17 protein-coding genes are annotated in these 24,573 nt (G+C 67.1%); 7 read left to right on the forward strand and 10 right to left on the reverse strand.

What is annotated here, in order from left to right; translation table 11 throughout:
• Nucleotides 1–23: 23 nt before the first annotated feature.
• A complete protein-coding gene (locus ACIQLF_RS14615; protein ID WP_400299740.1) occupies nucleotides 24–833 on the reverse strand; it encodes a purine-nucleoside phosphorylase in 810 nt (269 codons plus the stop codon).
• A gap of 170 nt (nucleotides 834–1,003) precedes the next feature.
• Between ACIQLF_RS14615 and ACIQLF_RS14620 the strand changes: the two genes are divergently transcribed.
• Together ACIQLF_RS14620 and ACIQLF_RS14625 are read left to right on the forward strand one after the other, a co-directional pair.
• Nucleotides 1,004–2,410, forward strand: a complete 1,407-nt coding sequence (locus ACIQLF_RS14620; protein WP_400299742.1) for an NAD(P)H-quinone dehydrogenase — start codon at nucleotides 1,004–1,006, stop codon at nucleotides 2,408–2,410.
• A 281-nt stretch (nucleotides 2,411–2,691) separates the two neighbouring features.
• On the forward strand, nucleotides 2,692–4,089 hold the full coding sequence (locus ACIQLF_RS14625) for an MFS transporter (RefSeq protein ID WP_400299745.1): 1,398 nt from the start codon (nucleotides 2,692–2,694) through the stop codon (nucleotides 4,087–4,089).
• Nucleotides 4,090–4,202: 113 nt separating this feature from the next.
• Here the strand turns inward: ACIQLF_RS14625 and ACIQLF_RS14630 are convergent, their stop codons facing one another.
• The 6 genes from ACIQLF_RS14630 to ACIQLF_RS14655 form a co-directional block, all read right to left on the reverse strand.
• On the reverse strand, nucleotides 4,203–4,739 hold the full coding sequence (locus ACIQLF_RS14630; protein WP_400299748.1) for a DinB family protein: 537 nt from the start codon (nucleotides 4,737–4,739) through the stop codon (nucleotides 4,203–4,205).
• A 144-nt stretch (nucleotides 4,740–4,883) separates the two neighbouring features.
• Nucleotides 4,884–6,653, reverse strand: a complete 1,770-nt coding sequence (locus ACIQLF_RS14635) for an acetyl/propionyl/methylcrotonyl-CoA carboxylase subunit alpha (RefSeq protein WP_400299751.1) — start codon at nucleotides 6,651–6,653, stop codon at nucleotides 4,884–4,886.
• Nucleotides 6,654–6,918: 265 nt separating this feature from the next.
• A complete protein-coding gene (locus tag ACIQLF_RS14640) occupies nucleotides 6,919–7,680 on the reverse strand; it encodes a Maf family protein (RefSeq protein WP_400299754.1) in 762 nt (253 codons plus the stop codon).
• Nucleotides 7,677–11,159, reverse strand: coding sequence for an MMPL family transporter (locus ACIQLF_RS14645; protein WP_400299757.1), 3,483 nt, complete (start codon nucleotides 11,157–11,159; stop codon nucleotides 7,677–7,679). Before ACIQLF_RS14645 ends, ACIQLF_RS14640 begins: the two co-directional genes overlap by 4 nt.
• 4 nt (nucleotides 11,160–11,163) lie before the next feature.
• Nucleotides 11,164–11,814, reverse strand: coding sequence for a TetR family transcriptional regulator (locus tag ACIQLF_RS14650; RefSeq protein ID WP_400299760.1), 651 nt, complete (start codon nucleotides 11,812–11,814; stop codon nucleotides 11,164–11,166).
• Between the two features lie 189 nt (nucleotides 11,815–12,003).
• Entirely contained in the window at nucleotides 12,004–13,410 is a 1,407-nt protein-coding gene (locus ACIQLF_RS14655; RefSeq protein ID WP_400299763.1) for a dicarboxylate/amino acid:cation symporter, read from the reverse strand.
• 380 nt (nucleotides 13,411–13,790) lie between these two features.
• On the opposite strand from ACIQLF_RS14655, the gene ACIQLF_RS14660 reads away from it, so the two are divergent.
• Complete coding sequence (locus ACIQLF_RS14660; protein ID WP_400299765.1) at nucleotides 13,791–16,307, forward strand: LuxR C-terminal-related transcriptional regulator; 2,517 nt, start codon at nucleotides 13,791–13,793, stop codon at nucleotides 16,305–16,307.
• A 634-nt stretch (nucleotides 16,308–16,941) separates the two neighbouring features.
• On the opposite strand, the gene ACIQLF_RS14665 is transcribed toward ACIQLF_RS14660, so the two are convergent.
• The 3 genes from ACIQLF_RS14665 to ACIQLF_RS14675 all read right to left on the reverse strand — a co-directional run bounded on the left by ACIQLF_RS14665 (nucleotide 16,942) and on the right by ACIQLF_RS14675 (nucleotide 20,620).
• Complete coding sequence (locus tag ACIQLF_RS14665) at nucleotides 16,942–18,609, reverse strand: DUF885 domain-containing protein (protein ID WP_400299767.1); 1,668 nt, start codon at nucleotides 18,607–18,609, stop codon at nucleotides 16,942–16,944.
• 173 nt (nucleotides 18,610–18,782) lie between these two features.
• A complete protein-coding gene (locus ACIQLF_RS14670) occupies nucleotides 18,783–19,010 on the reverse strand; it encodes an acyl-CoA carboxylase epsilon subunit (protein WP_400299770.1) in 228 nt (75 codons plus the stop codon).
• Nucleotides 19,007–20,620 (reverse strand): acyl-CoA carboxylase subunit beta, encoded by a 1,614-nt coding sequence (locus ACIQLF_RS14675; RefSeq protein WP_400299772.1) that lies wholly within the window; start codon nucleotides 20,618–20,620, stop codon nucleotides 19,007–19,009. The genes ACIQLF_RS14670 and ACIQLF_RS14675 overlap by 4 nt, the downstream gene beginning before the upstream one ends.
• A gap of 194 nt (nucleotides 20,621–20,814) precedes the next feature.
• On the opposite strand from ACIQLF_RS14675, the gene ACIQLF_RS14680 reads away from it, so the two are divergent.
• From ACIQLF_RS14680 to ACIQLF_RS14695, 4 genes are all read left to right on the forward strand, one after another.
• On the forward strand, nucleotides 20,815–21,675 hold the full coding sequence (locus ACIQLF_RS14680) for an SDR family oxidoreductase (RefSeq protein WP_400299775.1): 861 nt from the start codon (nucleotides 20,815–20,817) through the stop codon (nucleotides 21,673–21,675).
• A 63-nt stretch (nucleotides 21,676–21,738) separates the two neighbouring features.
• A complete protein-coding gene (locus ACIQLF_RS14685; protein WP_400299778.1) occupies nucleotides 21,739–22,605 on the forward strand; it encodes a biotin--[acetyl-CoA-carboxylase] ligase in 867 nt (288 codons plus the stop codon).
• A 122-nt stretch (nucleotides 22,606–22,727) separates the two neighbouring features.
• On the forward strand, nucleotides 22,728–23,315 hold the full coding sequence (locus ACIQLF_RS14690) for a hypothetical protein (RefSeq protein ID WP_400299780.1): 588 nt from the start codon (nucleotides 22,728–22,730) through the stop codon (nucleotides 23,313–23,315).
• Nucleotides 23,308–24,573: an adenylate/guanylate cyclase domain-containing protein gene (locus ACIQLF_RS14695; RefSeq protein WP_400299782.1), complete on the forward strand. Its 1,266-nt coding sequence runs from the start codon at nucleotides 23,308–23,310 to the stop codon at nucleotides 24,571–24,573. The genes ACIQLF_RS14690 and ACIQLF_RS14695 overlap by 8 nt, the downstream gene beginning before the upstream one ends.

Genomic DNA, 24,573 nt, shown 5'->3' on the forward strand with positions numbered 1-24,573 from the left:
CCGGCCACCCGGTTCCGGTCTTGCTAGAGCTTGGCGACGATGTCGGCCAGCAGCGCGGAGATGCGGGGGCCGGCGGCCTGGCCGGCCTCGATGACTTCTTCGTGGCTCAGTGCGGTGGCGGAGATGCCGGCGGCGAGGTTGGTGACCAGGGAGATGCCGAAGACCTCCATGCCGGCGTGGCGTGCGGCGATGGCCTCCAGCGCGGTGGACATGCCGACCAGGTCGGCGCCGATGGCCTTGGCGTAGCGGACCTCGGCGGGGGTCTCGTAGTGGGGTCCGGTGAACTGGGCGTAGACGCCCTCGTCGAGGGTGGGGTCGACCTCGCGGGCGAGGCCGCGGATGCGGGAGGAGTAGAGGTCGGTGAGGTCCACGAACGTCGCGCCCTCCAGCGGGGAGCTGGCGGTGAGGTTGATGTGGTCGGAAATCAGCACCGGGGTGCCGGGGGTCCAGGCGGGGTCCAGCCCGCCGCAGCCGTTGGTGAGCACCAGGGTTGTGGCGCCCGCGGCGGCGGCGGTGCGCACGCCGTGGACCACGGCGCGCACGCCCTTGCCCTCGTAGAAGTGGGTGCGTGCCCCGAGTACCAGGACGCGCTTGTTGTCGCTGGTGAGCACGGAGGAGATGGTGCCGACATGGCCGGGGACGGCGGCGGCGTGGAAGCCGGGCAGTTCCGTGGCGGGGATGCGGTGGGTGGTTTCGCCGATCAGGTTCGCGGCCTCGCCCCATCCGGAGCCGAGCACCAGGGCGATGTCGTGGGAGGGGACGCCGGTGAGTTCGGCGATTTTGGCGGCGGCGGCTGAGGCCAGGGCAAAGGGGTCAGTGGCGTTATCGATCACGAGGTTAAACTTACCGGCGGATACCGTGCTTGTCAGCCGTGGAAGCCGCCCCGCAGGTGTGAGCTACGGCAAGCGCCTAACGGCGGCTTCACTGGGATCTCCGGTTCCTCCCCGCGGCCACTGCGCGGCGGGTGTGCACTTGGTGCCGCGGTAGGGGAGAATAGGTGATCGTGAGTGCACAACACGATTTCAATTCCCACAGGCTCGTAATCCTAGGTGGCGGCCCCGGCGGCTATGAGGCGGCCATGGTTGGCGCTCAGCTTGGCGCGCAAGTCACCATCGTCGAACGCGCCGGAATGGGCGGCTCCGCCGTCCTGACCGACGTCGTCCCGTCCAAGACGCTGATCGCCACGGCCGACGCCATGCGCCGCGTGATCGGCGCGCGCGAGTTCGGCATCAAGGTCGGCGACGACTCGACCGCGGCCGTGGCCGACCTCTCGGTGGTCAACGCCCGGCTGCTGGGGCTGGCACGCGACCAGTCCTCGGACATCCACGTGGGCCTCGAGCGCGTCGGCGTGCGCGTGGTCATCGGCGAGGGCAAGTTGCTCGACGCCCAGAGCGTCCAGGTCACCCGCGCGGACGGCAGCGTCGAGACCATCGAGGCCGACGCGGTGCTGGTCTCCGTGGGTGCCCACCCGCGCGAGCTGCCCACCGCCAAGCCGGATGGCGAACGCATCTTCAACTGGACCCAGGTCTACAACCTGAAGGAAATCCCGGAACACCTGATTGTCATCGGTTCCGGCGTCACGGGTGCCGAGTTCGCCTCCGCCTACAATCTGTTGGGCACCAAGGTCACCCTGGTTTCCTCGCGCGACCGCGTGCTCCCGGGCGAGGACGCCGACGCCGCCGAGGTGCTGGAGGAGGCCTTCAAGCGCAACGGCGTCAACGTGGTGGCCCAGGCCCGCGCCGAGGCCGTGGTCCGCGACGGCGACGTGGTTCGCGTGACCCTTGCCGACGGCCAGGTCATCGAGGGAAGCCACTGCCTGGTGGCTGTCGGCTCGATCCCGAACACCGCCGGCATCGGCCTGGAGGAGGCGGGCGTCAAGCTCACCGAATCCGGCCACATCAAGGTCGACGGCGTCTCGCGCACCACCGCCACCAACGTCTACGCCGCGGGCGACTGCACCGGCGTGTTCGCGCTGGCCTCGGTTGCCGCGATGCAGGGCCGCATTGCCATGGCCCACCTGTTGGGCGACTCCGTCAAGCCGCTGAAGCTCACCGAGGTCTCCTCCAACATCTTCACCTCCCCGGAGATCGCCACCGTCGGCGTGACCGAGCGGATGGTCGCCGAGGGCAAGTACCAGGCCGACATCATCAAGCTGGACCTCGCCACCAACGCGCGCGCCAAAATGATGAACATCGACCAGGGCTTCGTGAAGATCATTTCGCGCCGCGGCTCGGGAACTGTCATCGGCGGCGTCGTGGTTGCCCCGCGTGCCTCGGAACTGATCTTCTCGATCGCGCTGGCCGTCCACAACAAGCTGCACGTCGACGACGTGGCCGAGACGTTCACCGTCTACCCGTCGCTGTCCGGATCCATCTCCGAGGCCTCGCGCCGGTTGCACGTCCACCTTTAACCGACGAATCCCGCCGACGGCCGCGAGGTCGACTGCCGGGTGGGGCCGGAACCCGAAGGCGGGCCTGCCGCAAACCATTGTGTTTGCGGCAGGCCCGCCTTCGTCGTTTCCCGGTGCGCGGGGCTTTTCGGGAACCTGGCCTGTGACATGCCCCGCAGTGCCGGGTGAGGGATCTCATGCGCGCCGGCGGTCATGTCCACATATTGGACACGATCGTCCATCTAGTGAACAAGCGGCCTAAAGTTGTTATCAGCTTTATTCCACCAAGAGAGTCGGCAGCCATGTCTACCAAGCCAGCGGTCACAGCACCGAAGGAGAACACGCGCGGACGCGTGTTGTTCGCCAGCCTCATCGGCACCACCATTGAGTTCTTCGATTTCTACGCCTACGCCACCGCGTCGGTGTTGGTCTTCCCGACGTTGTTCTTCCCGAACGCGTCGAACGTCAACGCGATCCTTTCCTCGTTTGCCATCTTCGGTGTGGCCTTCGTGGCCCGCCCGGTTGGCTCGGTCCTCTTTGGCCACTTCGGTGACCGGATCGGCCGCAAGGGCACCCTGGTCGCCTCGCTGCTGCTGATGGGCATCGCCACCTTCCTGATCGGCTTCCTGCCTCCGGCCCAGGGCAACTTCGTGGTGCTCGCACCGCTGATGCTGGTGCTGCTGCGCTTCGCACAGGGCCTGGCCCTGGGCGGCGAGTGGTCGGGTGCCGCGTTGCTGGCCACCGAGAACGCTCCGGCCAACAAGCGCGCCATCTACGGCACCTTCCCGCAGCTGGGCGCGCCGATCGGCTTCATCATCGCCAACGTCATCTTCGTGATCCTGCAGACCACGCTGACCGACGAGCAGTTCATGGCCTGGGGCTGGCGCGTGCCGTTCGTGCTCTCCGCCGTCATGGTCGCAGTGGGCCTCTGGGTCCGACTGAAGCTTGTCGAATCCGTCTCCTTCCAGAAGGTCGTCGACCAGAAGAAGGTCGCCAAATCGCCGTTCAAGGTGACGATGACGTACCACTGGCGCCCGGTGCTTGCCGGCACGTTCATCATGCTGGCCACCTACGTGCTCTTCTACCTGATGACCTCCTTCACACTGACCTACGGCACCGCGCCGGCCACCGTCGAGGCCGCGCGAGCCGCGGCCGAGGCCAAGGGCAAGGTCTTCGACGCCGCAGCCGAGGCCGCGTTCGTGCCGGGCCTGGGCATAGCCCGTCCCGAGTTCCTCACCATGCTCATCATCGGCGTCGTCTTCTTCGGTATCTTCACCGTGGTCTCGGGCCCGCTGGCCGAGAAGTTTGGCCGCCGCAAGTTCCTGATCGCCGTGACCCTGGGCATCCTGGTCTTCGGCCTTTCCTGGACCCTGATGTTCGGCCCGGGCAAGGCCGCGGCCATGGTCGGCCTGATCCTCGGGTTCACCCTGATGGGCCTGACCTTCGGCCCGATGGCCGCGTACCTGCCGGAGCTCTTCCCCTCCAACGTGCGCTACACCGGTTCGGCCATCGCCTACAACATGTCCTCGGTCATCGGCGCGGCACCCGCGTCGTTCGTGGCGATCGCCCTGTGGCAGTTCGGGGGCGGAAACACCGCCTGGGTCGGCGCCTACCTGGCGCTGGGCGCGGTGCTGACGCTCGTCGCCCTGTTCCTGACCAAGGACACCAAGAACGTCGACTTCGAGAACAACGTCTCCTAGTTCGAACACGCCCCGGCCGCCGACAAGCGGCTCGCGAGGCAAGGCCGCGGCGCCCGCCATCCCCACAAGGGGTTGCGGGCGCCGCGGTGCGTTAACCGAGCTTCAGCCAGGGGCTATTCGCCGACAACCCCGTCGATGCATTCGCGCAGCAGGTCTGCATGCCCGTTGTGGCGGGAGTACTCCTCGATGAGGTGGGTGATGATCCAGCGCACCGACACCTCCCCGTGGCCCCCGACACCCACGCACAGCTCGAGCGGCTCCTGGACCAGGGCGGCGTCGCTGAATGCGGTTTCCTTGCGCCACGCCTTCCACGACCTGCGCACCAGGGCCTCGGTGGCCTCCGGGTGCTCGAAGTCGGTGTCGTGGCCGTCCTCGTGCCAGTAAAGCGGCGGATCGGGTTGCCCCAGCAGGTTCGACCTGACCCAGAAACGCTCGACGTCCGTCAGGTGCCGCACCAGCCCCAGGAGCGAAAGCGTCGAGGGCGGAACCGCTCGCGTGGCCATCGCCGCGTGGTCGAGGCCCGCACACTTGGCCTCGAGTGTCTGCCGTTGGTAGGCCAGGAAGCCCAGCAGCGTATCGCGCTCGCTGCCGCAGGCCGGAGGATTCACGCGCGGATCCAGCCCGGCGGAGGCAAACATGGGTGTGCTCATGGGCTACAGCTTAGGCACACGACCAGTCGCCGGTGCAACGGGTCTGGCCGGCTGTTGTTGATGAACGCAAAAAGGGATGGCCGGGTTTCCCGTGGGAAACCCTGCCATCCCCGGCCTCCGAATGCGGAGGCAGACAGGCTGTCGCTATTCGCCGATCGAGGCCAGCACGGTGCCGGCGGAGACGGTGTCTCCGGCCACGGCGCTGAGTCCGGAAACGACGCCGGCGCAGTGCGCAGTCAGCGGCTGTTCCATCTTCATGGCCTCGAGGACCATGATCAGGTCGCCCTCGGCCACGGTGTCACCGTCGGCGACGGCTACCTTGACGATGGTTCCCTGCATGGGGGAGACCAGGTCGGCGCCCGAGGCGCCGGCGGTGGCGCCGCCGCGGGCCTCGCGCTTCTTCTTCTTTGACTTCGAGCCGTTGCCGGAGGCCGAGAAAGAACCCAGCGATGCCGGAAGCACCACCTCAAGGCGCTTGCCCCCCACCTCGACGGTGATGGCGTTGCGGGCCGAGTCCTCCTCGGCGGTTCCGGCGGTGGCCGGATCCCAGGCGGGGATGTCGTTGGCGAACTCGGTTTCGATCCAGCGGGTGTGGACCGTGAACGGGCCCTCCGCCGGGGTGAATGCCGGGTCGGCCATGACCGCACGGTGGAACGGAAGCACGGTCGGCATGCCCTCGATCTGGAATTCCTCCAGGGCGCGGCGGGCACGCTGGGCCGCCTGCTGGCGGGTGGAACCGGTGACGATGAGCTTGGCGATCATCGAGTCGAAGTTGCCCGAGACGGTTTCCCCTGCCTCGACGCCGGAGTCCAGGCGGACGCCGGGGCCGGTGGGAAGCTTCATGGTGGTGATGGTGCCCGGGGCCGGCATGAAACCGCGGCCGGCGTCCTCGCCGTTGATGCGGAACTCGAAGGAGTGGCCGCGGATTTCCGGGTCGGTGTAGCCGAGTTCCTCGCCGCGGGCCAGACGGAACTGTTCGCGCACCAAATCCAGGCCCGTGATTTCCTCGGACACCGTGTGCTCGACCTGCAGGCGGGTGTTGACCTCAAGGAAGGAGATGACACCGTCCTGGCCCACCAGGAACTCGCAGGTGCCCGCGCCGACATAGCCGGCCTCGAGCATGATCGCCTTGGACGCCTCGTAGAGGCGGGCGTTCTGCTCATCGGTCAGGAACGGTGCCGGTGCCTCTTCGACGAGCTTCTGGTTGCGGCGCTGCAGCGAGCAGTCGCGGGTGGAAACCACCACGACGTTGCCGTGCGCGTCGGCCAGGCACTGGGTTTCGACGTGGCGCGGGGCATCGAGGAAGCGTTCGACGAAGCACTCGCCGCGGCCGAAGGCGGCAATGGCCTCGCGCACGGCGGATTCGTAAAGCTCGGGGATTTCCTCGCGGTTGCGCACGACCTTGATGCCGCGCCCGCCGCCGCCGTAGGCGGCCTTGATGGCCAGCGGCAGGCCGTGCTCGTCGGCAAAGGCCAGGACCTCGTCCGTGGATTCCACGGGGTCCTTGGTGCCGGGAACCAGCGGGGCTCCGACCTTTTCGGCAAGGTGGCGTGCCTGGACCTTGTCGCCCAGCTGGTCGATGGCCGACGGGGGAGGGCCGATCCAGGTCAGTCCGGCGTCGATGACGGCCTGGGCGAACACGGCGTTTTCGGCCAGGAAGCCGTAGCCGGGGTGGACCGCGTCGGCACCCGAGCGCTTGGCGACCTCGATGATCTTTTCGATGCTCAGGTAGGACTCTGCCGCGGTGGAGCCACCCAACGAATAGGCTTCATCGGCCAGGCGCGAATGCAGTGCGTCGCGATCGGGTTCGGCGTAAACGGCAACCGAACCGATGCCCTCGTCTCGGGCTGCACGAATGATGCGTACTGCGATTTCTCCGCGGTTAGCGATGAGAACCTTGGTCAACTGACTCATGGCAGGGTTTTCTCCTTAAATGTGCTCTTGTGGAGCCTACCCGCCGTTGTGGGATATGCACCCACAAACCACCCTGTGTCGGATGGAAGTCGCGATTTTGTTGTAGGAACCCTACAAGATGGTGGGCTCTTCCGGCATGCGGGGAATGCCCGATGCCGTGAGCGCCCGGTGGGCAGGTAAAAGCGGCGTGGTCGATGGGAAGGGGTTCTTCCGATCGACCACCCCGCTTCGGTGGTTGGCCCGCAGCGAGCGGACCGGGGAGCAGTTAGGCCCAGACGTCCGTGATGGACAGGCCCGCCTCGTGCAGCAGCTCGCGCAGTGTGGAGACGTTCAGGCCGACGACGGTGTGCGGGTTGCCCTCGATGCCGCGGATGAACGCTGCCCCGCGGCCGTCGATGGTGAACGCGCCGGCGCACGGCAACGGCTCGCCGGTGGCGACGTAGGCGGCGATTTCCTCGGCGGTGACCTTCTCGAAGTTCACGACCGTGGAGGAGACGGCGCCGATGGTCGCACCGCTGCCGCCGTCCTCGTCGTCCTCGGAGCGGTTGTCGATGAGCCAGTGGCCGGTGTGCAGGATGCCGGACTTCCCGCTCATGGCCTCCCAGCGCTCGGTGGCGACCTGCGCGGTGTACGGCTTGCCGTAGGCGACGCCCTCGAACTCGAAGACCGAATCGCACCCCAGCACCACGGCCCCGTCGGTTTCCTCCAGTGCCGCCACGCTCTCCGCCTTGGCCTTGGCCAGCAGCAGGGCGGTGTCGGCCGGTCCGAGTGCGCCGAAGCGTTCGGTGGCCGCGACCAGCGCGGCGTCCTCGTCAACGGTGGAGACCTGCACGTCGAAGTCGATCCCCGCATCCGTCAGGATCTTCGCACGGCCGGGGGAGGCCGAGGCCAGGACCAGCAGCGGGAGCTCCTCCGGGTTCTCGATTTCCCCGCGCGGGTCTTCTTCGGTCGTCACGTCATCCATCGCCGCTTCATCCATCGGCGCTTCGTCCGACAGGTCGGTGGTGTTGCTCGTCATCTCGCTCATGCATCCACCGTATCCCGGGCCGCGGGTCCCTGGGGATCCTGCGGGTAATCGTCGGCGTCGGCCTGCGCCTGTGCGGCGTCCGCCTCCGCGAGCGCGGCGATCTTCGAACCCTCCACATCCACGTCCGGCAGGATGCGGTCAAGCCAGCGCGGGATGTACCAGGCGTGCCGGCCCAGCAGGTGCATGATCGCCGGGGTCAGCGTCATGCGGACGATGAACGCGTCGAAGAGCACGCCGATGGCCAGCGAGAAGCCGATCGCCCGGATCATGGTCAGGTGCGAGAACACGAACCCGGCGAAGACCGAGGTCATGATCAGCGCCGCGGCCGTCACCACGGGCGCCGAGTGGGCGAAGCCGGAGCGCACCGCGGCGCGGGCGGTCTGCCCGTGCGCGAAGGACTCGCGCATGCCGGCCACCAGGAACACCTGGTAGTCCATGGCCAGCCCGAAGAGGATGCCGGTGAGCAGGATCGGCAGGAAGCTCATGATCGGGCCCGGCACGTTCACGTCGAACACCTCGCCCATCCAACCGAGCTGGTAGACGGCGACCGTCGCGCCGAACGCGGCGACCAGCGAGAGCAGGAAGCCGGCGGTGGCCAGCAGCGGCACCACGACGGAGCGGAAGACCAGCAGCAACAGGATCAGCGAGAGTCCCACGACGATGCCGATGTACAGCGGCAGAGCCTCGGCGAGCTTCTCCGAGACGTCGACCTGCGCGGCGACCTGGCCGGTCACCGCGATCTGCGAGCCCGTGGCCTCCTTGATGGCCTCGGCGGAGTCGCGCAGCGTGTGCACCAGCGCCTCGGTCTCGGCGCTGGCGGGGCCGGCGACCGGGATGACCTGGATGGCGCCGAGCGTCTGTGCCTCGTTGGTCTGCACGGGGATCGCGGCGACGACGCCGGGGACCTTGCGCAGCTGGTCCGCGACGTCCAGGTTGGCGGTTGCCGCCCCGCGCTCGTCGAGCCCGGCCGGAAGGTCCGCGAGGACCAGCAGCGGGCCGTTGTAGCCGGCGCCAAACTTGTCGCTCATTTGCTCGTACGCCTGGTAGGCGGCCGAGTCCACGGGTTCGGCGCTGCCGTCCGGAAGGGCCGTGCGCAGCTGCAGCGCCGGCAGCGCCACGATCGCCAGGACCGCGATCGACGCGATCGTCGCGATCCACGGCCGGCGGGTGACGATCGCGCCCCAGCCGCGGTTGCCGGCGTCGTTCTTCGGGGCGGCCTGTTCGCGGCCGGCGGCCTCGTTGCGTGCCCAGGCGCGCTTGGAGACCAGCTTGGTGCCGATGAAGCCGAGCAGCGCCGGGGTCAGCGTGATGGCGATCATCACGGCCATCGCCACGGTGAACGCGGCGGAGAAGCCCAGGATGCCCAGGAACGGCAGGCCCGGCACGGCGAGTGCGGAGAGCGCGATGACCACGGTGAGGCCAGCGAACACCACTGCGTTGCCGCTGGTGCCCGTGGCGCGGGCGATCGATTCGCCCACCGGGACGCCCTCCAGCAGCTGCCGGCGGTGCCGGTGCACGATGAACAGCGAGTAGTCGATGCCCACGGCCAGGCCCAGCATCAGCGCCAGGGCGGGGGTGATCGAGGCCATCTCGATGGCGGAGGACAGCGCCAGGGTTCCGCCGACGCCCGCGCCGACGCCGAGCACGGCCATCAGCAGTGGCAGCCCGGCGGCCACCAGGGTGCCGAGCATGATCAGCAGCACTGCCGCGGCAACGGCCAGGCCGATGACCTCAGCTGCGCCGAAGAGCGAGGAGAGGTCCTGCAGGATCTCCTTGGAGAAGAGCACCTCGACGCCCGCGGCCTCCGGGCCTGCGGCGATCGACTTGATGTCGGCGCGCTGCGCGGTGGTCAGCGCATCGGTCGAGCCCTTGAAGGTCACGTGCGCCACGGCGGTGGACCCGTCCAGGGAGATGAAGCGCATGCCCTCGGAGGCGCCGGCCTGGCGTGCGGCGAACGCGAGTTCGGCCTCGCCGGTGGCGAGGTCCTTGGCGCCCTGCTCCAGCTTGGCCTCGGCCTCGGGGAGCTCTGCGGCCTTCTCGTCCAGGGTCTTCTGCCCGGCCACGAGTTTGGCCTGGTTCTCGTCGACGGTCTTCTGCCCGGCGGCCAGCTTGGCGGCGTTGGCGTCGATCTCGGCCTGGCCGGCGCGAAGCCTGGCCTGTCCGTCGGCGACCTGGGCCGCCGCGGCATCCAGCTTGGCCCGGCTGGCGGCAAGTTCCTTGGCTCCGGCGTCGAGCTTGGCCTTGGCGGCGGGCAGCTTGGCGGCGCCGGCTTCGAGTTCCTTCTTCTTGGAGTTGAGCGTCTTCTGCCCCGCGGCGAGTTCCTTGTCGCCCGCGTCCAGCTGCGTCTTGGCAGCGTCCAGCTTCTTGAGGCCGGCCGTGGCGGAGGCAATGCCGTCCAGCGCGCCGGTGGCCTCCGTCTTGCCGATCTCGGCCTTTTTCTGTTCTGCTTCCAGGGCCGTCAGGTTGCCGCTGAGCAGATCGTATTGCTGCTGGGCGGCCGCCTTTTCCTCGGGTGTGGCGGCGTCGTCGTCGAGCACCTGCTGGGCCTGGGTGATGCCGGCCTTGGCCTGTTCGATGAGCGAGGCAAGCTGGGTGATGCCAGCCTCGGCGCTGGCCAGTCCGGCCTCGGCCTGTGCCTTGCCCTGGGCCAGCTGCTTCTCGAAGTCCGCACGGGACTGGCCCTGCAGGATGTGCTGCAACCCGGCGTCGTGTTCGGTGCGGCCCGAGGCGAGTTGCTTGCCGCTGGCATCGAGCTTCGCCTGGCCGGCGGCGAGTGCCTTGCGCCCCTCGGCGATCTTTGCGGCGCCGGCCCGGTATTCGCGGTTGCCGGAATCCCATTGCTTCTGCCCGGCGTCGAACTTGGCCTGGCCGTCCTTCAGCGCGGCTGCGCCCCTGGCCAGTTCGGTGCGCGCGGCGTCGATCTTGGTCTGCCCGTCGGCCAGCTGCCGGCGGGCCTCCGCCAGCTGGGTCTTGGCCTCGCCGAGCTTGATGCGCCCGGAATCGAGCTCCGACTGCGCAGACTCGATGGCGAGCTTGCCGTCGGCCAGCTGCTTCTGTCCGTCGGCCAGCGCCTTGGCGGCATCGTCGAGCTTGGCCCGGCCCTCGTCGAGTTTCGGTTGGGCGTCATCCAGCTGCTTCTGCAGTTCGAAGGGCTGGCGGACCTCGGTGACCTCGGACTGGGACGCCAGGTCGCCGAGGGAATCGGTGATGGCGCGGTGCTGCGCCTGGGTCAGGGCCGAGCCGTCCTTCGAGCGGAAGACGATCGACCCGGTGCCGCCGGCAAGTTCCGGCATCTCGACCTTGAGCCGGTCCAGCGTGCGCTGGGTTTCGGTCCCGGGGATGGTGAACGTGTTGGAGAGCTTGCCCATGAAGGCGCCGGCGCCGACGCCGATGAGCAGCAGGATGACAGTCCAGAGGCCGAGCACTGCCCAGCGCCGGCGATAGGCCAGGGCGCCGAGGCGGTAGAGGAAGGAAGCCATGTGCTTAGGCCTTTCGGGGTTGCGCGGCGCGTTGCTGCAGGGAGGGGAAGCCGTCGCGCAATTGGGAGATGGCGTCGGCCAGGGTGGTGCGCAGCAATTGCGTGCTTTGCGCGTCGAGCGGTCCGCTGAGGTTTCGCGACCACTGGGCGAAGGCGGCCTTGCCGGCTCCGACGATCGAGTGTGCCAGGACCATGGCGGCCAGCTCCGTGCCCTGCGGGGCGCGGGCGGTGATGATCTGGGTGAGCTGCTCGGCGCAGGTGTTCCACGCCTCGAGCTGCATGCGCGCCATCTGCGGGTGCGCCGCGGAATGCAGGTAGAGCGTTGCCACGGGCTCCAGGTAGGCGGGCTCCACGAGGGACTCGATGGACACGACCGCGGCGTTGAGCAGCTCCACGTCCTCGTCCATGCCGTCGAGTGCGGCGACGGCCCGGTCAAGCAGCTGCCTGGTCGGCTCGTTGAGTGCGGCCTCGAGCGAGGGGAAGTAGTTGAAGAACGTCCGGCGGGAAACACCCGCGGCCTCCGCGACCGATTCGGCGGTCAGCGAGGCGAACCCGCCGGCGTTCAGCCGCTCGAATGCTGCGTGGACGATCGCGTCGCGGGTGGCTGTCTTGTTTTGCTCACGCCTCGAGGGCGCGGTTGTCTCTGGGGAGCTCACATTTCTACACTACGTGCAAACTTGCATGCTGTGCAATTTGACGGTGCTGGTTGGATTCGGGCATTTCCATGGCGCCGGCCGGAGCGCCCTTAAAAAGAGGAGGGCCGCACCCGAACGCCGTCCGTTCCCTGCGGGGAATGGGGGCGTTCGAATGCGACCCGCCATGAGGCGACTACATCAAGGGGCGTGTTAGCCGACCGGCACCTTTTCGGGGGAGATGTCCTGTGCGGACTCTGCCTTGGAATCGGAGGCGAACTCGTCGTTGAAGGGATCGCCGTGGCGCGGAGCGTTGTACAGCTCCTCGTCCAGGATTCCCTCGCGCTTGGCGACGATCGTGGGCACCAGTGCCTGGCCGGCGACGTTCACCGCGGTGCGGCCCATGTCCAGGATCGGGTCGACGGCGAGGATCAGGCCGACGCCCGCCAGCGGGAGGCCGACGGTGGACAGCGTCAGGGTCAGCATGACCACGGCGCCGGTGGTGCCGGCGGTTGCGGCCGAGCCCAGCACCGAGACCAGGGCGATCAGCAGGTAATCGGTCAGGCCGAGATCGATGCCAAAGAACTGGGCGACGAAGATCGCGGAGATCGCCGGGTAGATCGCGGCGCAGCCGTCCATCTTGGTGGTCGCGCCCAGCGGGACGGCGAAGGATGCGTAGCCGGAGGGCACACCGAGGTTGCGTTCGGTCACGCGCTGGGTCAGCGGCAGGGTGCCGACCGAGGAGCGGGAGACGAAGGCCAGCTGCACGGCCGGCCAGACGCCGGAGAAGTACTGCTTGACGCTGAGGCCGTGGGCGCGGACCAGCACCGGGTAGAAGGCGAAGAGCACCAGGGCCAGGCCGATGTAGATGGCCACGGAGAACTTGCCCAGGGCGCCGATGGTGTCCCACCCGTAGGTGGCCACGGCGTTGCCGATCAGGCCGATGGTGCCCAGCGGTGCCAGGCGGATGATCCACCAGAGGATCTTCTGGATGACTGCGAGGGTCGCGGTCGAGAACTCGAGGAACGGGCGGGCCGCGTCGCCGACCTTCAGTGCGGCGACGCCCACGGTGATCGCGATGACAAGCACCTGCAGCACGTTGAAGTTCAGCGCGGTGGTCACGGCCCCGGCCTCGGAGATCTTCGAGGTGGCGCCAAGCCCCAGGAAGTTCGACGGGATGATGCCGATGAGGAACGCCCACCAGTCGCCGGTGCGGCCTTCGTATTCGGGTGGGGCCGCTTGGCCGGTTCCGTCGCCCGGACGCAACACCAGGCCCAGCACGATGCCGATGACCACGGAGACCAGCGAGGTGATGCCGAACCACAGGATCGTCTGCCAGGCCAGGCGTGCTGCGTTGGTGACCTTGGAAAGGTTGGCGATCGAGGCCACCACGGCGAAGAAGACCAGCGGAATGACGGCGGACTTCAGCAGTGAGACGTAGCTGGAGCCGATCACGGTCAGGGTGGCGCCCAGGCCGGTCGGGGTCTCCTCGGTGTGGCCGGTGTACTTGGCCAGCAGTCCGAGTCCGAGGCCCAGTGCGAGGGCGATGATGATTTGCGGGCCGAACGCGGTGGCCCAGGAGGGCAGGCGGCGCTTCGGCGTGGAAGTTGATGTAGTCACCTTTAGAAGGTAGGTGGTGCAAATTACCAAAGAAAGCCAGCATTGAGAAATGTTACGAAAGCAGAACTTGTTCCCGAACATTGCACTTCTTTTGTGATTTTTTACACAAGCCCAAGTCGCAGTGTTAAGCTGTACTTTCCAACCGCTTGGTTGGTGAACTACTTGTTTTGCCTTGTGATCAAGTGGTTTTGGGGGAAGTTAAACGCGGCTCGTCCGACGTACTCAAGGACTGGGGTGTAATGCATATGGGTTGGGGCCGCATAGACAGCACGGTCACTCGCAGTCGACTCGATATCCTGCTCGAACGAGCGGTGAGGTCACCGATCGTGATTGCCAGGGGGCCACGGGGCGCGGGAAAGAGTACTGCGGTCCGCGACTGGTTGAAGCGCCAGGACCCGAATGCGGAGAGCTGGAGCTGGATCAACCTTCCCAAGCTGGATGAGCAGCTTGCACTGGAAGCCGTTGGGGGTGAAACAAGCCTTGCCGCATCGAAACCTGTCGACGGCGACGGCGTGGCCGAACTGCGTCTCGCGCATATCCGCCGGCAATTCGAACAGGCCACCGATCCAGGCTCCCATTTGTTGGTGCTTGATGCGTTTGCCGCGAAGCACGATGCGGGGCTATCGGCAATGCTGGAGGATAACGCCGAGCGGCATCCGGGACGTCGCCTGATCATCATCACGCACGAGTTCCTGGTGACCGAACGCCGCAGGACCCTGGCGCCCATGGACGTCTCGGTGATTCCCCCGCACGAATTCGCATTCACCGTCGAGGAAACCAGACTGTACCTCGCGGGGACGCTGTTGGTCGACTTCGCGGAGGAATTGACGGAGGAATTCTGTGGCTCCGCCTCGCTGCTTCGGCTGGCAAAACTGCGGGCAGAGACCATCGACATGCCCCGGTCATTCGGTGGCACATTCCCGCCGGCCCGGCGCGGCAGTCTTGAACCGTCCTTGGCTTCCGATCGTGGCAGGTTCGATCCGGAGGCACGTGCCATTGTGGACGCGGTCCAGGCCGCGGTCCGCCGCGATGTGTTGCTGTTGATCGAAAACGAGATCCTGGATCCGGAGCAGCTGGAGTTCTTTGCGGCGTTGTCGGTGCCGTCATTCGTGGACGAATCCATCGCAACCCAGGTTTTCCCTGGCGCGCAACCGCAGTGGATCAGCGATCTGGAATCGCGGGGACTCGTCTATCGATCATCGAGAAACCCCGAGCGGGAGCATCGAATCAATCCCGTTTTTCGCCGGGTCCTGCAGGACGCCTACCTTGCGCCGGCGCCCGAGCGGTTCCGGGAACTGCATGCACGCTGCGCACGACTCGAATTGGCCGACGGATCGTCCTTCCGGGCCCTGCGCCACGCACTGGAAGCCGCCGACTACAAGCTGGCTTCGGATATCCTGCGCCTGCGCGCGGATGAATACTTTGACGGGGACCTGGGCCGGCGCGGATCCCTGCTGCTCGACAAGCTGCCCATGACGGTATTGGCCAAGTACCCGATGCTCTCGGTTTGCCTGGCCGTTGCCTACAGCGCCACTGGAAAATTCAAGTTCAAGACGCTTGAGCTGTTGGCCTTGGCGGCGACCGGCGCCCATACCGTTGCCAGGAAGGGACCCGCCGCGGACAGGCTGGTCATGGTCATGATCGAATCGGTGGCCATGCGGCTGAGCGGATTCGGTGAGCGGGCGGCCCGCGCGGCCCGGGCGGGAGTCACCATGTACCGGGAAATGGCGCCGAGCGAGCGGGACGACATCGGGCCCTTCGAGGGCGCGATTTTGGTTCAATTTGTGCTGGCGTTCCACAGCAATCTGCTGCACCAGGAGGCCCTGGAAGTCGTGGAACTCGGGGTCGCCGCCGACCACCGTCATGATCGCAGCGAAAGCGACATGTACGCCGGCACGTTGCGCGCCTATCTGCATGCGCTGAGGGGCGACATCCACAAGGCCAAGGCGCAGCTGCTGGAATCGCACCCGGAGCACTGGTCCAACCCTGCGACCAGCGCCTACTTTGCCGCGCCCTTTAGGCTCACCTCGTTACTCTGCGCCATGGAAGAGCAGCGTTTTGACCAAGCCGCAGAATGGCTGGAACTGCTGCGAATCGATCTGGAAGGCAACGAATTCTGGCCGGCAATCCGGTTGGCGGAATCGGTGCTTGCGATCGTCAACGGCGAAACGACGGCCTCCCTCGTGCGGATGCAGAACTACCTGGTGCGAGAACGTGAGCAGCCTATCGCCCAAAAAGTTGGACGCCAGATGCTCACGGATGCTTCCAGCCTCTTGAACCTGGCAACCGGCGATGCCAGCGGGGCGCATCGGGTGACATTGAAATGCACCAATCCGGTGGCCAAGCGGTTGCTGCAGGCGCGCATCCGTTTGGCTGAGGGGGACGCGGCCGAGGCGTTGCGACTGTGTGCCACCGTTGGCATTCCGGTCTCACCGCGTCCGCGCTTTGAGCAAGCGGTCTTGGTGCTGGCGGCAACCCTGCAACAAAACAACCGTCCGGCCATCGCCGGAGCCATGCGCCTTGTCGCTGCACTGAGTGACGAGTTTGGGCTGGGGCTCGCGTTGAACCTATTGCCGGCGCCGGATCTCGAGCGGGTGCTCAGCCATGCGCGAAGCATGAACGTGCGCCTTGCTGTGGATGAGAACGCCGTCTCGAACATCCCCGGCGGGCTGGGCCGTGTGGTCCTGAGCGAGCGGGAGCGGGCGGTCCTGGGCGAGCTGGTCTCCACGGGAAGCGTTGCCGAAATCGCGGAGCGCCAATTTGTTTCGGTCAATACCGTCAAGAGCCAATTGCGAAGCGTGTATCGCAAACTCGGTGTCTCGGAACGCGCCGCCGCCATTGAAATGGCACAGGCCCAAGGGCTTCTTGTTTCTCAGGTTCCTCATGACGGGGACTAGCTCAAACTAATTGCGGCCTGTCCCGGACGTGGTCTTGGTGCTTCTTGTGCGAGGAGTCGATTCCACCATGTTGTAACCCGGAATCTTTCCCCAAATACCGGTGCAGCCCCCAAGCTTGCACTAGTGCATCCCCGCGATCGTTTCCCCAAACGGCTTTCGCTTTACTAGCTGAAGTGGAGTTTCTCGGATTTCCGAGCCGTGGTCACTTCAGGTTATTTCGCGGTGATAGATATAACTATCTCAAGAGATCCATTGCCCCAGAAGCGTTTGACTGACTATTCACCCTGCCGTTCACCCTCAAATGGACTATTTTCGAATCACTGATGGGCACTTGCCGAGAGCTCCAAAAATTCGGCAGCAGAATTGTCCTACAAGGTGAGAAAAAGTGATGCGGGTCACGCACGTCGCGCCCGGAGTATGAATCCGGCGAGGGCTCGGGGCCCGCGGTTATCCGGGAAGGCCCTTTGGATAGGTCGCGGGCAATTTTCTGCACTGCCGCACGATGCTGCGCCGCCAGCGGGTCGTTTTCGTGCGGGATTGCCGGCGATATGCTCCGGGCCGCACTTGGGAAGGGCCCGTTTTCTCTCTTCTCTATCGAAAGGAGAAAACGGGCCCGGTCTGTTGGGGAGGAAGCCTAGCCCAGAAGTGCGCGGCGCAGGGTGTCCAGACCCACCGAGCCGACGTTCAGTGCCTGGGAGTGGAACGCCTTGAGGTCGAAGTCATCGCCCGCGCGTGCGGAGCGCTCGTCGCGGATCTGCTCCCACAGGCGCTGGCCGACCTTGTAGGCGGGTGCCTGTCCGGGCCAGCCAAGGTAGCGGGTGAACTCGAACTGAAGTTGGCCAGCCGAGATGTCCAGGTTCTTTTCCAGGAATGCGAAGCCGCTTTCCGAATCCCAGGTGCCGCTGCCCCAGGCCTCGGGGATCTCCAGCTCCAGGTGCACGCCGATGTCGAAGACGACGCGGGCGGCACGCATGCGCTGGGCGTCGAGCATGCCCATGTAGTCACCCGGGTCTGCGAGGAAACCGAGGTCGAACATCAGGCGTTCGGCGTACAGGGCCCAGCCTTCGCCGTGTCCGGAGACCCAGCAGGCGTGGCGGCGCCAGTCGTTGAGCGTCTCTCGGGCCAGCACCGCTGTGGCGATCTGCAGGTGGTGGCCCGGCACGCCCTCGTGGTAAACGGTGGTCAGCTCGGCCCACGTGGTGAACTTGTCCTCGCCGGCGGGCACCGACCACCACATGCGTCCGGGGCGCGAGAAGTCCTCGGACGGGCCGGTGTAGTAGATGCCGCCTTCCTGGGTGGGGGCGATCATGCACTGGATCTGGTCCATCGGTGCGGGGATGTCAAAGTGCGTGCCGGCAAGTGCCCGGATTGCGGCATCCGACTTTTCCTGCATCCAGGCCTGCAATGCATCGGTTCCGTTGAGCTGGCGCGCCGGATCCCCGTTGAGAATCGCCTTTGCCTCCGCGATGGATGCCCCGGGGGAGACCAGTTTGGCCACGCGCTCCTGTTCGGCAATGATGTTCGCCAGTTCCTGCACGCCCCAGGCGTAGGTTTCCTCCAGGTCCACCGTGGCACCCAGGAAGCGGCGGGACATCAGCGAGTAGTATTCCCGGCCGACGGCGTCCTTTTCGGGAGCCAGTGGCAGCAGCTCGTTTTCCAGTACGTCGGCCAGGTTGAGGTAGGCGGCGTTGGCCCGCTGCGCTCCCGATGTCAAGCGCTCGCCGAGCTCCGGGGCGATCTTGCTGCCCGCTGCGGCCAGCGTGTCGAAGAAGCCGCCGGCATTCGCGTAGTCGCGGGCCTGGGTGGTGACGATCTTGATCTGGCGTACGGCGGAAACGAGCCCGCGGGAGGCCGAATCGCGCAGCGAGGCGATGTAACCCTCCATGGCCGCCGGCAGGTTGTGCATGCGTTCGGCGATGAACGCGAAGTCCCCGGCGCTTTCCTGCGGCATCAGGTCAAAGATGGCGCGGATGTCCTGGGCGGCGGAGGCGATGTTGTTCAGCTCGGTGCGGCGGGTGTTGGCGATCTCGATCTCCAGGCCTAGGCGCTCGCGCATGGCATCGAGGGTGATCTCGTCAACGGCGTCCGTCGGCGTCAGTGATTCGAGCGCGTCCAGGGCGGCGCGTGCGGCCTGGACCTGGGCGGCGGTTCCGGCGGGGGAATAATCGGAGTAGGCGGCCTCGCTTCCCGGCAGGCCAAGTGACGTGGCGAATTCGGGGGAGAGCTCGAGGAGCATCTTGAAGTAATCGGTGGCTGCGCTGTCGATCGCGCTGGATGTGCGCGTGGCTGTGGTGTTCGTCATGGCACCAGCCTAAGTGCTTGTGAAGCTGTTATTGAAGATTATTTCCGACGAGTTTTCGGCGGCGGTGATCCGACGGGGAAAAGCCGCGGCGGCGAGCCGAAGGAAATCGTGAAATTGATTCCAATCGGCTCGCCGCCGGAAGGGCGTTGCGCCCGGTGTCCGGGTGCCTCCGGTTAGCGTCGGCCCGAGCGCCACGGCTGCGGGGCGGTCGCAAGCAGCCTCCGGCGCTGCATGCGGATGCGGTGCGCCGTGCCGGAACGGGTCTCCGGATCGGCCGGCGAACCCGCGCTTTGCATGGCCGCGACGACCGCGGTGACCGCGGCGATTTCCTCGGCGGTCGGGGCGCCGTGCATGAAGCGCAGGGTGGTCTCCGCCGGCGCCTGGTTCTGGTTGTCGGTCACAGCGGGATGTTCCCGTGCTTCTTGGCCGGCAGTGCCGCGTGCTTGTCGCGGGTGGCGCGCAGGCCGCGCACGATCTGCAGGCGGGTGTCCGAGGGGGCGATGACCGCATCGACGTAGCCGAGCTCGGCGGCCTGGTACGGGTTGAGCAGCTCGGCCTCGTAGCCCTCGATGATGGCGGTGCGGCGTGCCTCCACGTCGCCGCCCTCGGCGGCCACTGCCGCAAGGTCGCGGCGGTAGAGGATGTTGACCGCGCCCTGGGCGCCCATGACGCCGATCTGCGCCGTCGGCCAGGCCAGGTTGATGTCCGCGCCGAGCTTCTTGGAGCCCATCACGATGTACGCCCCGCCGTAGGCCTTGCGGGTGATGACTGTCAGCTTCGGCACGGTGGCCTCGGCGTAGGCGTAGAGCAGCTTGGCGCCGCGGCGGATGATGCCCTGGAACTCCTGGTCCTTGCCCGGCAGGAAGCCCGGGACGTCCACCAGGGTGAGGATCGGGATGTTGAAGGCGTCGCAGTGGCGCACGAAGCGTGCGGCCTTTTCCGAGGCGGCGATGTCCAGCGTGCCGGCGAACTGCATCGGCTGGTTGGCGACGATGCCGATCGTCGAGCCCTCGACGCGGGCGTAGCCGATCATCACGTTCGGCGCGTAGAGCGACTGCATCTCCAGGAAGATTCCGTCGTCGACGATGTGCTCGATGACCTTGCGCATGTCGTACGGCTGGTTGGCCGAGTCCGGGATCAGCGCGTCCAGCTCGAGGTCCTCGGCGGTGAGCTCGAGTTCCTCGTCGAACTCCACGGACGGGGCCTCGGAGATGTTGTTCGAGGGCAGGAACTCGAGCAGTTCCTTGCAGAACTCGATCGCGTCCTGCTCGTCGGCGGCCAGGTATGTGGCGGTGCCGGTGGTGGCGTTGTGCTGGCGCGCGCCGCCCAGGGTCTCCATGTCCACTTCCTCGCCGGTGACCGTCTTGATGACGTCCGGGCCGGTGATGAACATGTGGCTGGTCTTGTCGACCATGATCACGTAGTCGGTCAGCGCGGGGGAGTACGCGGCGCCGCCGGCGCACGGGCCCATGATCAGCGAGATCTGCGGGACCACGCCCGAGGCGTGGACGTTGTTGCGGAAGATGTCCGCGAACATGGCCAGCGAGGCCACGCCCTCCTGGATGCGGGCGCCGCCGCCGTCGTTGATGCCGACGACCGGGCAGCCGTTGCGCAGCGCGAATTCCTGGACCTTGACGATCTTCTCGCCGTTGACCTGGGAGAGCGAGCCGCCGTAGACGGTGAAGTCCTGCGAGTAGACGGCGACCTGGCGGCCGTCGACGGTGCCGTAGCCGGAGACCACGCCGTCGCCCAGCGGCTTCTTTTTTTCCATGCCGAATGCGGTGCTGCGGTGCACGGCGAGGGCGTCGAACTCGATGAACGAGCCCTCGTCGAGCAGCATGTCGATGCGCTCGCGGGCGGTGTGCTTGCCCCTCGCGTGCTGCTTCTCGATGGCGTCCTGCCCGGAGGGGGCCTGCGCGAGGGCCTCGCGGCGGCGGAACTCGGCGATCTTGCCGGCCGTGGTCGACAGGTCGATCGATTCCGTGAGGTCGTCGATGCGGCTCTGGGTCATCCCGGGGCTCCCTTGGGGTAGTTGCGTAGTAGGAAAGGCACAATAACTATGCCACCTCGGCCAGTCTAGTGAGGGTTTGGGTCGATTTGTGTGTAGGAACCCTACAAAATCGCTCCGTGTTGGGGGCCGAGTCGTCCATAAAACAAGTTACTGACGGGTAGCTTGCGGGCAGTGAGTGCCGTAACGTGTGTCACATGAGTGAACCACGACGCGACATCATCGCCGCCAATGAGCGATCCCTGAAGGGCAAGACCATCCTGATGAGCGGGGGGAGCCGCGGCATCGGCCTGGCCATCGCCCTGCGCGCAGCGGCCGACGGCGCCAACGTGGCGATCATGGCCAAGACCGGCACCGCCCACGCGTCCCTGGAGGGAACCGTGCACACGGCCGCCGCGCAGATCGAGGCGGCGGGCGGGGCAGCGATGGCCATCGTGGGGGACGTGCGCAACGACGAGGACGTGCTCGGCGCAGTGGCGCAGACGGTCGAACGCTTCGGCGGGATCGACGTGGTGGTCAACAACGCCTCCGCGATCGACCTCTCCAGGACCGACGAGGTGTCGATGAAGAAGTACGACCTCATGATGGACATCAACGTGCGCGGCACCTTCCTGCTCTCCAAGACCGCGCTGCCCCACCTGCGCAAGAGCGGCAACGGGCACATCCTCACCCTGTCCCCGCCGCTGAACCTGGACCCCAAGTGGGCGGGCGCGCACCTGGCCTACACCATGGCCAAGTACGGCATGTCGCTGACCACGCTGGGCCTGGCCGAGGAGCTGCGCGAAACCGGCATCGGCGTGAACTCGCTGTGGCCCGCCACGCTGATCGACACCGCGGCCATCCGCAACATGCCCGGCGGCGAGCAGCTGGTGAAGGCCGCGCGCTCGGCGGACATCGTGGCCGATGCCGCCCACGCCATCCTCACCAGCCCGGCCGGGACCTGCAGCGGGAACTTCTTCACCGACGAGGCGGTGCTGGCGGCGGCGGGAGTGACGGACCTGGGCGGCTACTCCATGGGGGCCCCCGAGGACCGGTTGGTCCCGGACATCTTCCTCTGACGCCGGCACGGACGTCTGCAACGGAGGGTGCCGGCGGGTGCGAAGGTGGCTAGGCTTGTGCCCATGAGCCCCGAACCAGCACCCGTCCAGCGCCCGCCCCTTGATGATTCCCGCGTGCGGGAGGTCATGAAAGGCCTCGGCATGGGGGAGCTGTGGGTCAGCCAGGCCACCGGGTCCACGAACGACGACCTGGTGGCGCGGGCCAAGGCCGGGCAGCTGGCCCACCTGAGCGTCGAGACCACCGAGCACCAGGAGGCCGGACACGGCAGGCTCGGGCGCGGCTGGGAAACCCCGGACCGCAGCTCCCTGGCCATCAGCATCTACTTCCGCCCGGACGCGGGCTTCGACCCCGCCGGGCTGCCCTGGCTCTCGATGCTCTGCGGCACGGCCATGGTGCAGGCGCTGAACGAACAGGCGGGGCTGGCCGCCGGGCTCAAGTGGCCGAACGACGTCGTCGCCGGGGGCCACAAGCTCTGCGGCGTGCTGGCGCAGCTGGTGCTCACGGCCGACGGGCCCGCGGTGGTGGTCGGCACGGGGCTGAACGTCAGCCAGGAACGGGCGGAACTGCCCGTTCCCACGGCCGGCAGCGTCGCCCTGCTCGGGGGCCGCACCACCGACCGGACCGATCTGATGGCCGGCTACCTGGACCGGGTCGCCGAGCTATACCGCGGATTCGCCGCGGTGCACGGGAACGCGGGGGAGGCCGGTCCCGGGGACCGCGTGTCGCTGCGCCGGACGATCGCCCGGCACATGGTGAGCATCGGGCACGAGGTGGACGCACACCTGCCCGACGGCACGGTGCTGCGCGGCACGGCGGAGGACCTGGGCTCCGAGGGAGCGCTGGTCCTGCGCGACGCGGCCGGAAAGCTGCACCACGTGCTGGCCGCCGACGTGTTCCACCTGCGCCGCAGCGACGGCAGCTACGCCTAGGGAGCGGCAAAACACGTGGAGATCCGGGGGTTCCTGGACTAAGCGTGGGTGCACTGCCCCTACGATGGATGGGTAGGGATAGACCGGCACACACAACCGGTGTGGGGCCGAAGGAGCCGGACGTGAAGCTGATACTGGAAATGCGCGAACGCGTGATCGTGAAGACGCGGGCGCACCCCCGCGCCCTGCGCGGCACGCTGCTGCGTTTTTTCCTCCTGCTGGCGGCAACCAGCTTCCTGGCCGGACTGCTGATCCGCACCGACCTGCCGGACTGGGCCGCCGAGGCCAGCCCGCTGCTGCTCGCCGTGCTCGGGGTGGCCTTCTGCGTGCTGCTCGTCATCTGGTGCCTGCGCCCGCTGGTCCGCTGGGCCGGCACCTACACCTACCTGACCACCGAGCGCATCGTGACAAAACGCGGGCGATCCGCCGTGGGGCAGCGGTCCATCGGGCTTTACGCCATCCAGGACATCGTGGCGCTGACCGGCCGGCGTGCCCCGTACGAGGCGCCGGGCACGCTGCAGATCGTGCTGGCCGAACATCGAATCAACATCCCGCACATGCCCGCGGTGCAGAAAATGCGGGAGCTCGGCATCGGCGCGATAACCGCACTGCCACACTTCCCCCGGGTTGATGGTGTAAACATGGAAGAGCGCGTTGAACAGGATCAACCAACGCACCCACAGCAAAGAGATTGGACTGAGCATGAGTGAGCGGTCGCAGGCAACGGGCTCACAACCCGTTGCACCCACCGCTGCCCGTGATGCGGCACGTGCCCAGGCCATGCGCCAGCCGAACGACGCGGAAGACCTCGGCGGCGCCGAGTCCCGGGAACCGGAGGCCGCGGGGGACGCACCGGCGCTCGCCGACCCCATCGCGGACCTCGCCGCGGCCATGAGGCGCCCCGAACAGGTCGACCAGACAACCCCGGCCTCCGCGCGCGACGCCGTGCGCGAGCTCGAACGCCGCCTGCTTGGCGCCGACCGGACCATGAAACGCCGCGAGGTCGCTGCCGCGGCCGGCGTCTCGCTGCTCTCGGCCCGCAAGATCTGGCGCGCCCTGGGCTTCCCGAACCTCGGGGACGAGGAGGTCTTCTTCACCGAGGTCGACGAGGGCGCCCTGGAGCTGATGCTCGGCATGGTCCGCGAGGGCATGCTCACCGAGGAAACCGCGATCTCGCTGACCCGTTCGATCGGCCAGATGACCGACCGCATGGTGGTCTGGCAGGTCGAGGCGCTGGTCGAGGACATGGTGCAGAACCAGAAGATGAGCGACCCGGAGGCGCGGCGCAACCTGGTGAACCTGCTGCCCGACTTGATCGACCCCATCGAACAAATGCTGGTGTACTCCTGGCGCCGGCAGCTCAACGCCGCCGTGCACCGTTTGGCGGTGCGCGCCGAAACCGGGCTGGCGGCCTCCGAGGAGGGACGTGACGGCTCCGAGGACGACATCTCGCTGCCGCTGGCCCGCGCCGTGGGTTTCGCGGACCTGGTCTCCTACACCTCCCTCTCGCGCCGCATGAACGAACGCACGCTGGCGCAGCTGGTGCAGCGCTTCGAGTCCAAGTGCGCGGAAATCATCTCCGTCGGCGGCGGCCGGCTGGTCAAGACCATCGGCGACGAGGTGCTCTTCGTCGCCGAAACCCCCCAGGCCGGCGCGCTGATCTCGCTGGCCATGTCCCGGGAGTTCGCGGCCGACGAACTGCTGCCCAACACCCGCGTCTCGCTGGTCTGGGGCCGCATCCTCTCCCGGCTGGGCGACATCTACGGGCCCACGGTGAACCTCGCTGCGCGGCTGACCTCCCTGGCGGAGCCGGGCACCGTGCTCACCGACGAGCTCACCGCCTCCACGCTGGCGGGCGACGACAGGTTTGTCCTGTACCCCCAGGAGACGACGGCAGTGCGCGGCTTCGGCGACATCAACCCGGTGCGCCTGGCCCCGGGAACCGGAACGGGACTGGTGCTGGACTGA

Source organism: Paeniglutamicibacter sp. NPDC091659 (assembly GCF_044756805.1).
Lineage (GTDB): Bacteria > Actinomycetota > Actinomycetes > Actinomycetales > Micrococcaceae > Paeniglutamicibacter.

Coding starts and splice junctions, on each gene's coding strand:
- ACIQLF_RS14625 (WP_400299745.1), top strand. CDS start 2,692: ATGTCTACCAAGCCAGCGGTCACAGCACCGAAGGAGAACACGCGCGGA.
- ACIQLF_RS14665 (WP_400299767.1), bottom strand. CDS start 18,609: ATGACGAACACCACAGCCACGCGCACATCCAGCGCGATCGACAGCGCA.
- ACIQLF_RS14675 (WP_400299772.1), bottom strand. CDS start 20,620: ATGACCCAGAGCCGCATCGACGACCTCACGGAATCGATCGACCTGTCG.
- ACIQLF_RS14630 (WP_400299748.1), bottom strand. CDS start 4,739: ATGAGCACACCCATGTTTGCCTCCGCCGGGCTGGATCCGCGCGTGAAT.
- ACIQLF_RS14645 (WP_400299757.1), bottom strand. CDS start 11,159: ATGGCTTCCTTCCTCTACCGCCTCGGCGCCCTGGCCTATCGCCGGCGC.
- ACIQLF_RS14635 (WP_400299751.1), bottom strand. CDS start 6,653: ATGAGTCAGTTGACCAAGGTTCTCATCGCTAACCGCGGAGAAATCGCA.
- ACIQLF_RS14680 (WP_400299775.1), top strand. CDS start 20,815: ATGAGTGAACCACGACGCGACATCATCGCCGCCAATGAGCGATCCCTG.
- ACIQLF_RS14640 (WP_400299754.1), bottom strand. CDS start 7,680: ATGAGCGAGATGACGAGCAACACCACCGACCTGTCGGACGAAGCGCCG.
- ACIQLF_RS14695 (WP_400299782.1), top strand. CDS start 23,308: ATGAGTGAGCGGTCGCAGGCAACGGGCTCACAACCCGTTGCACCCACC.
- ACIQLF_RS14685 (WP_400299778.1), top strand. CDS start 21,739: ATGAGCCCCGAACCAGCACCCGTCCAGCGCCCGCCCCTTGATGATTCC.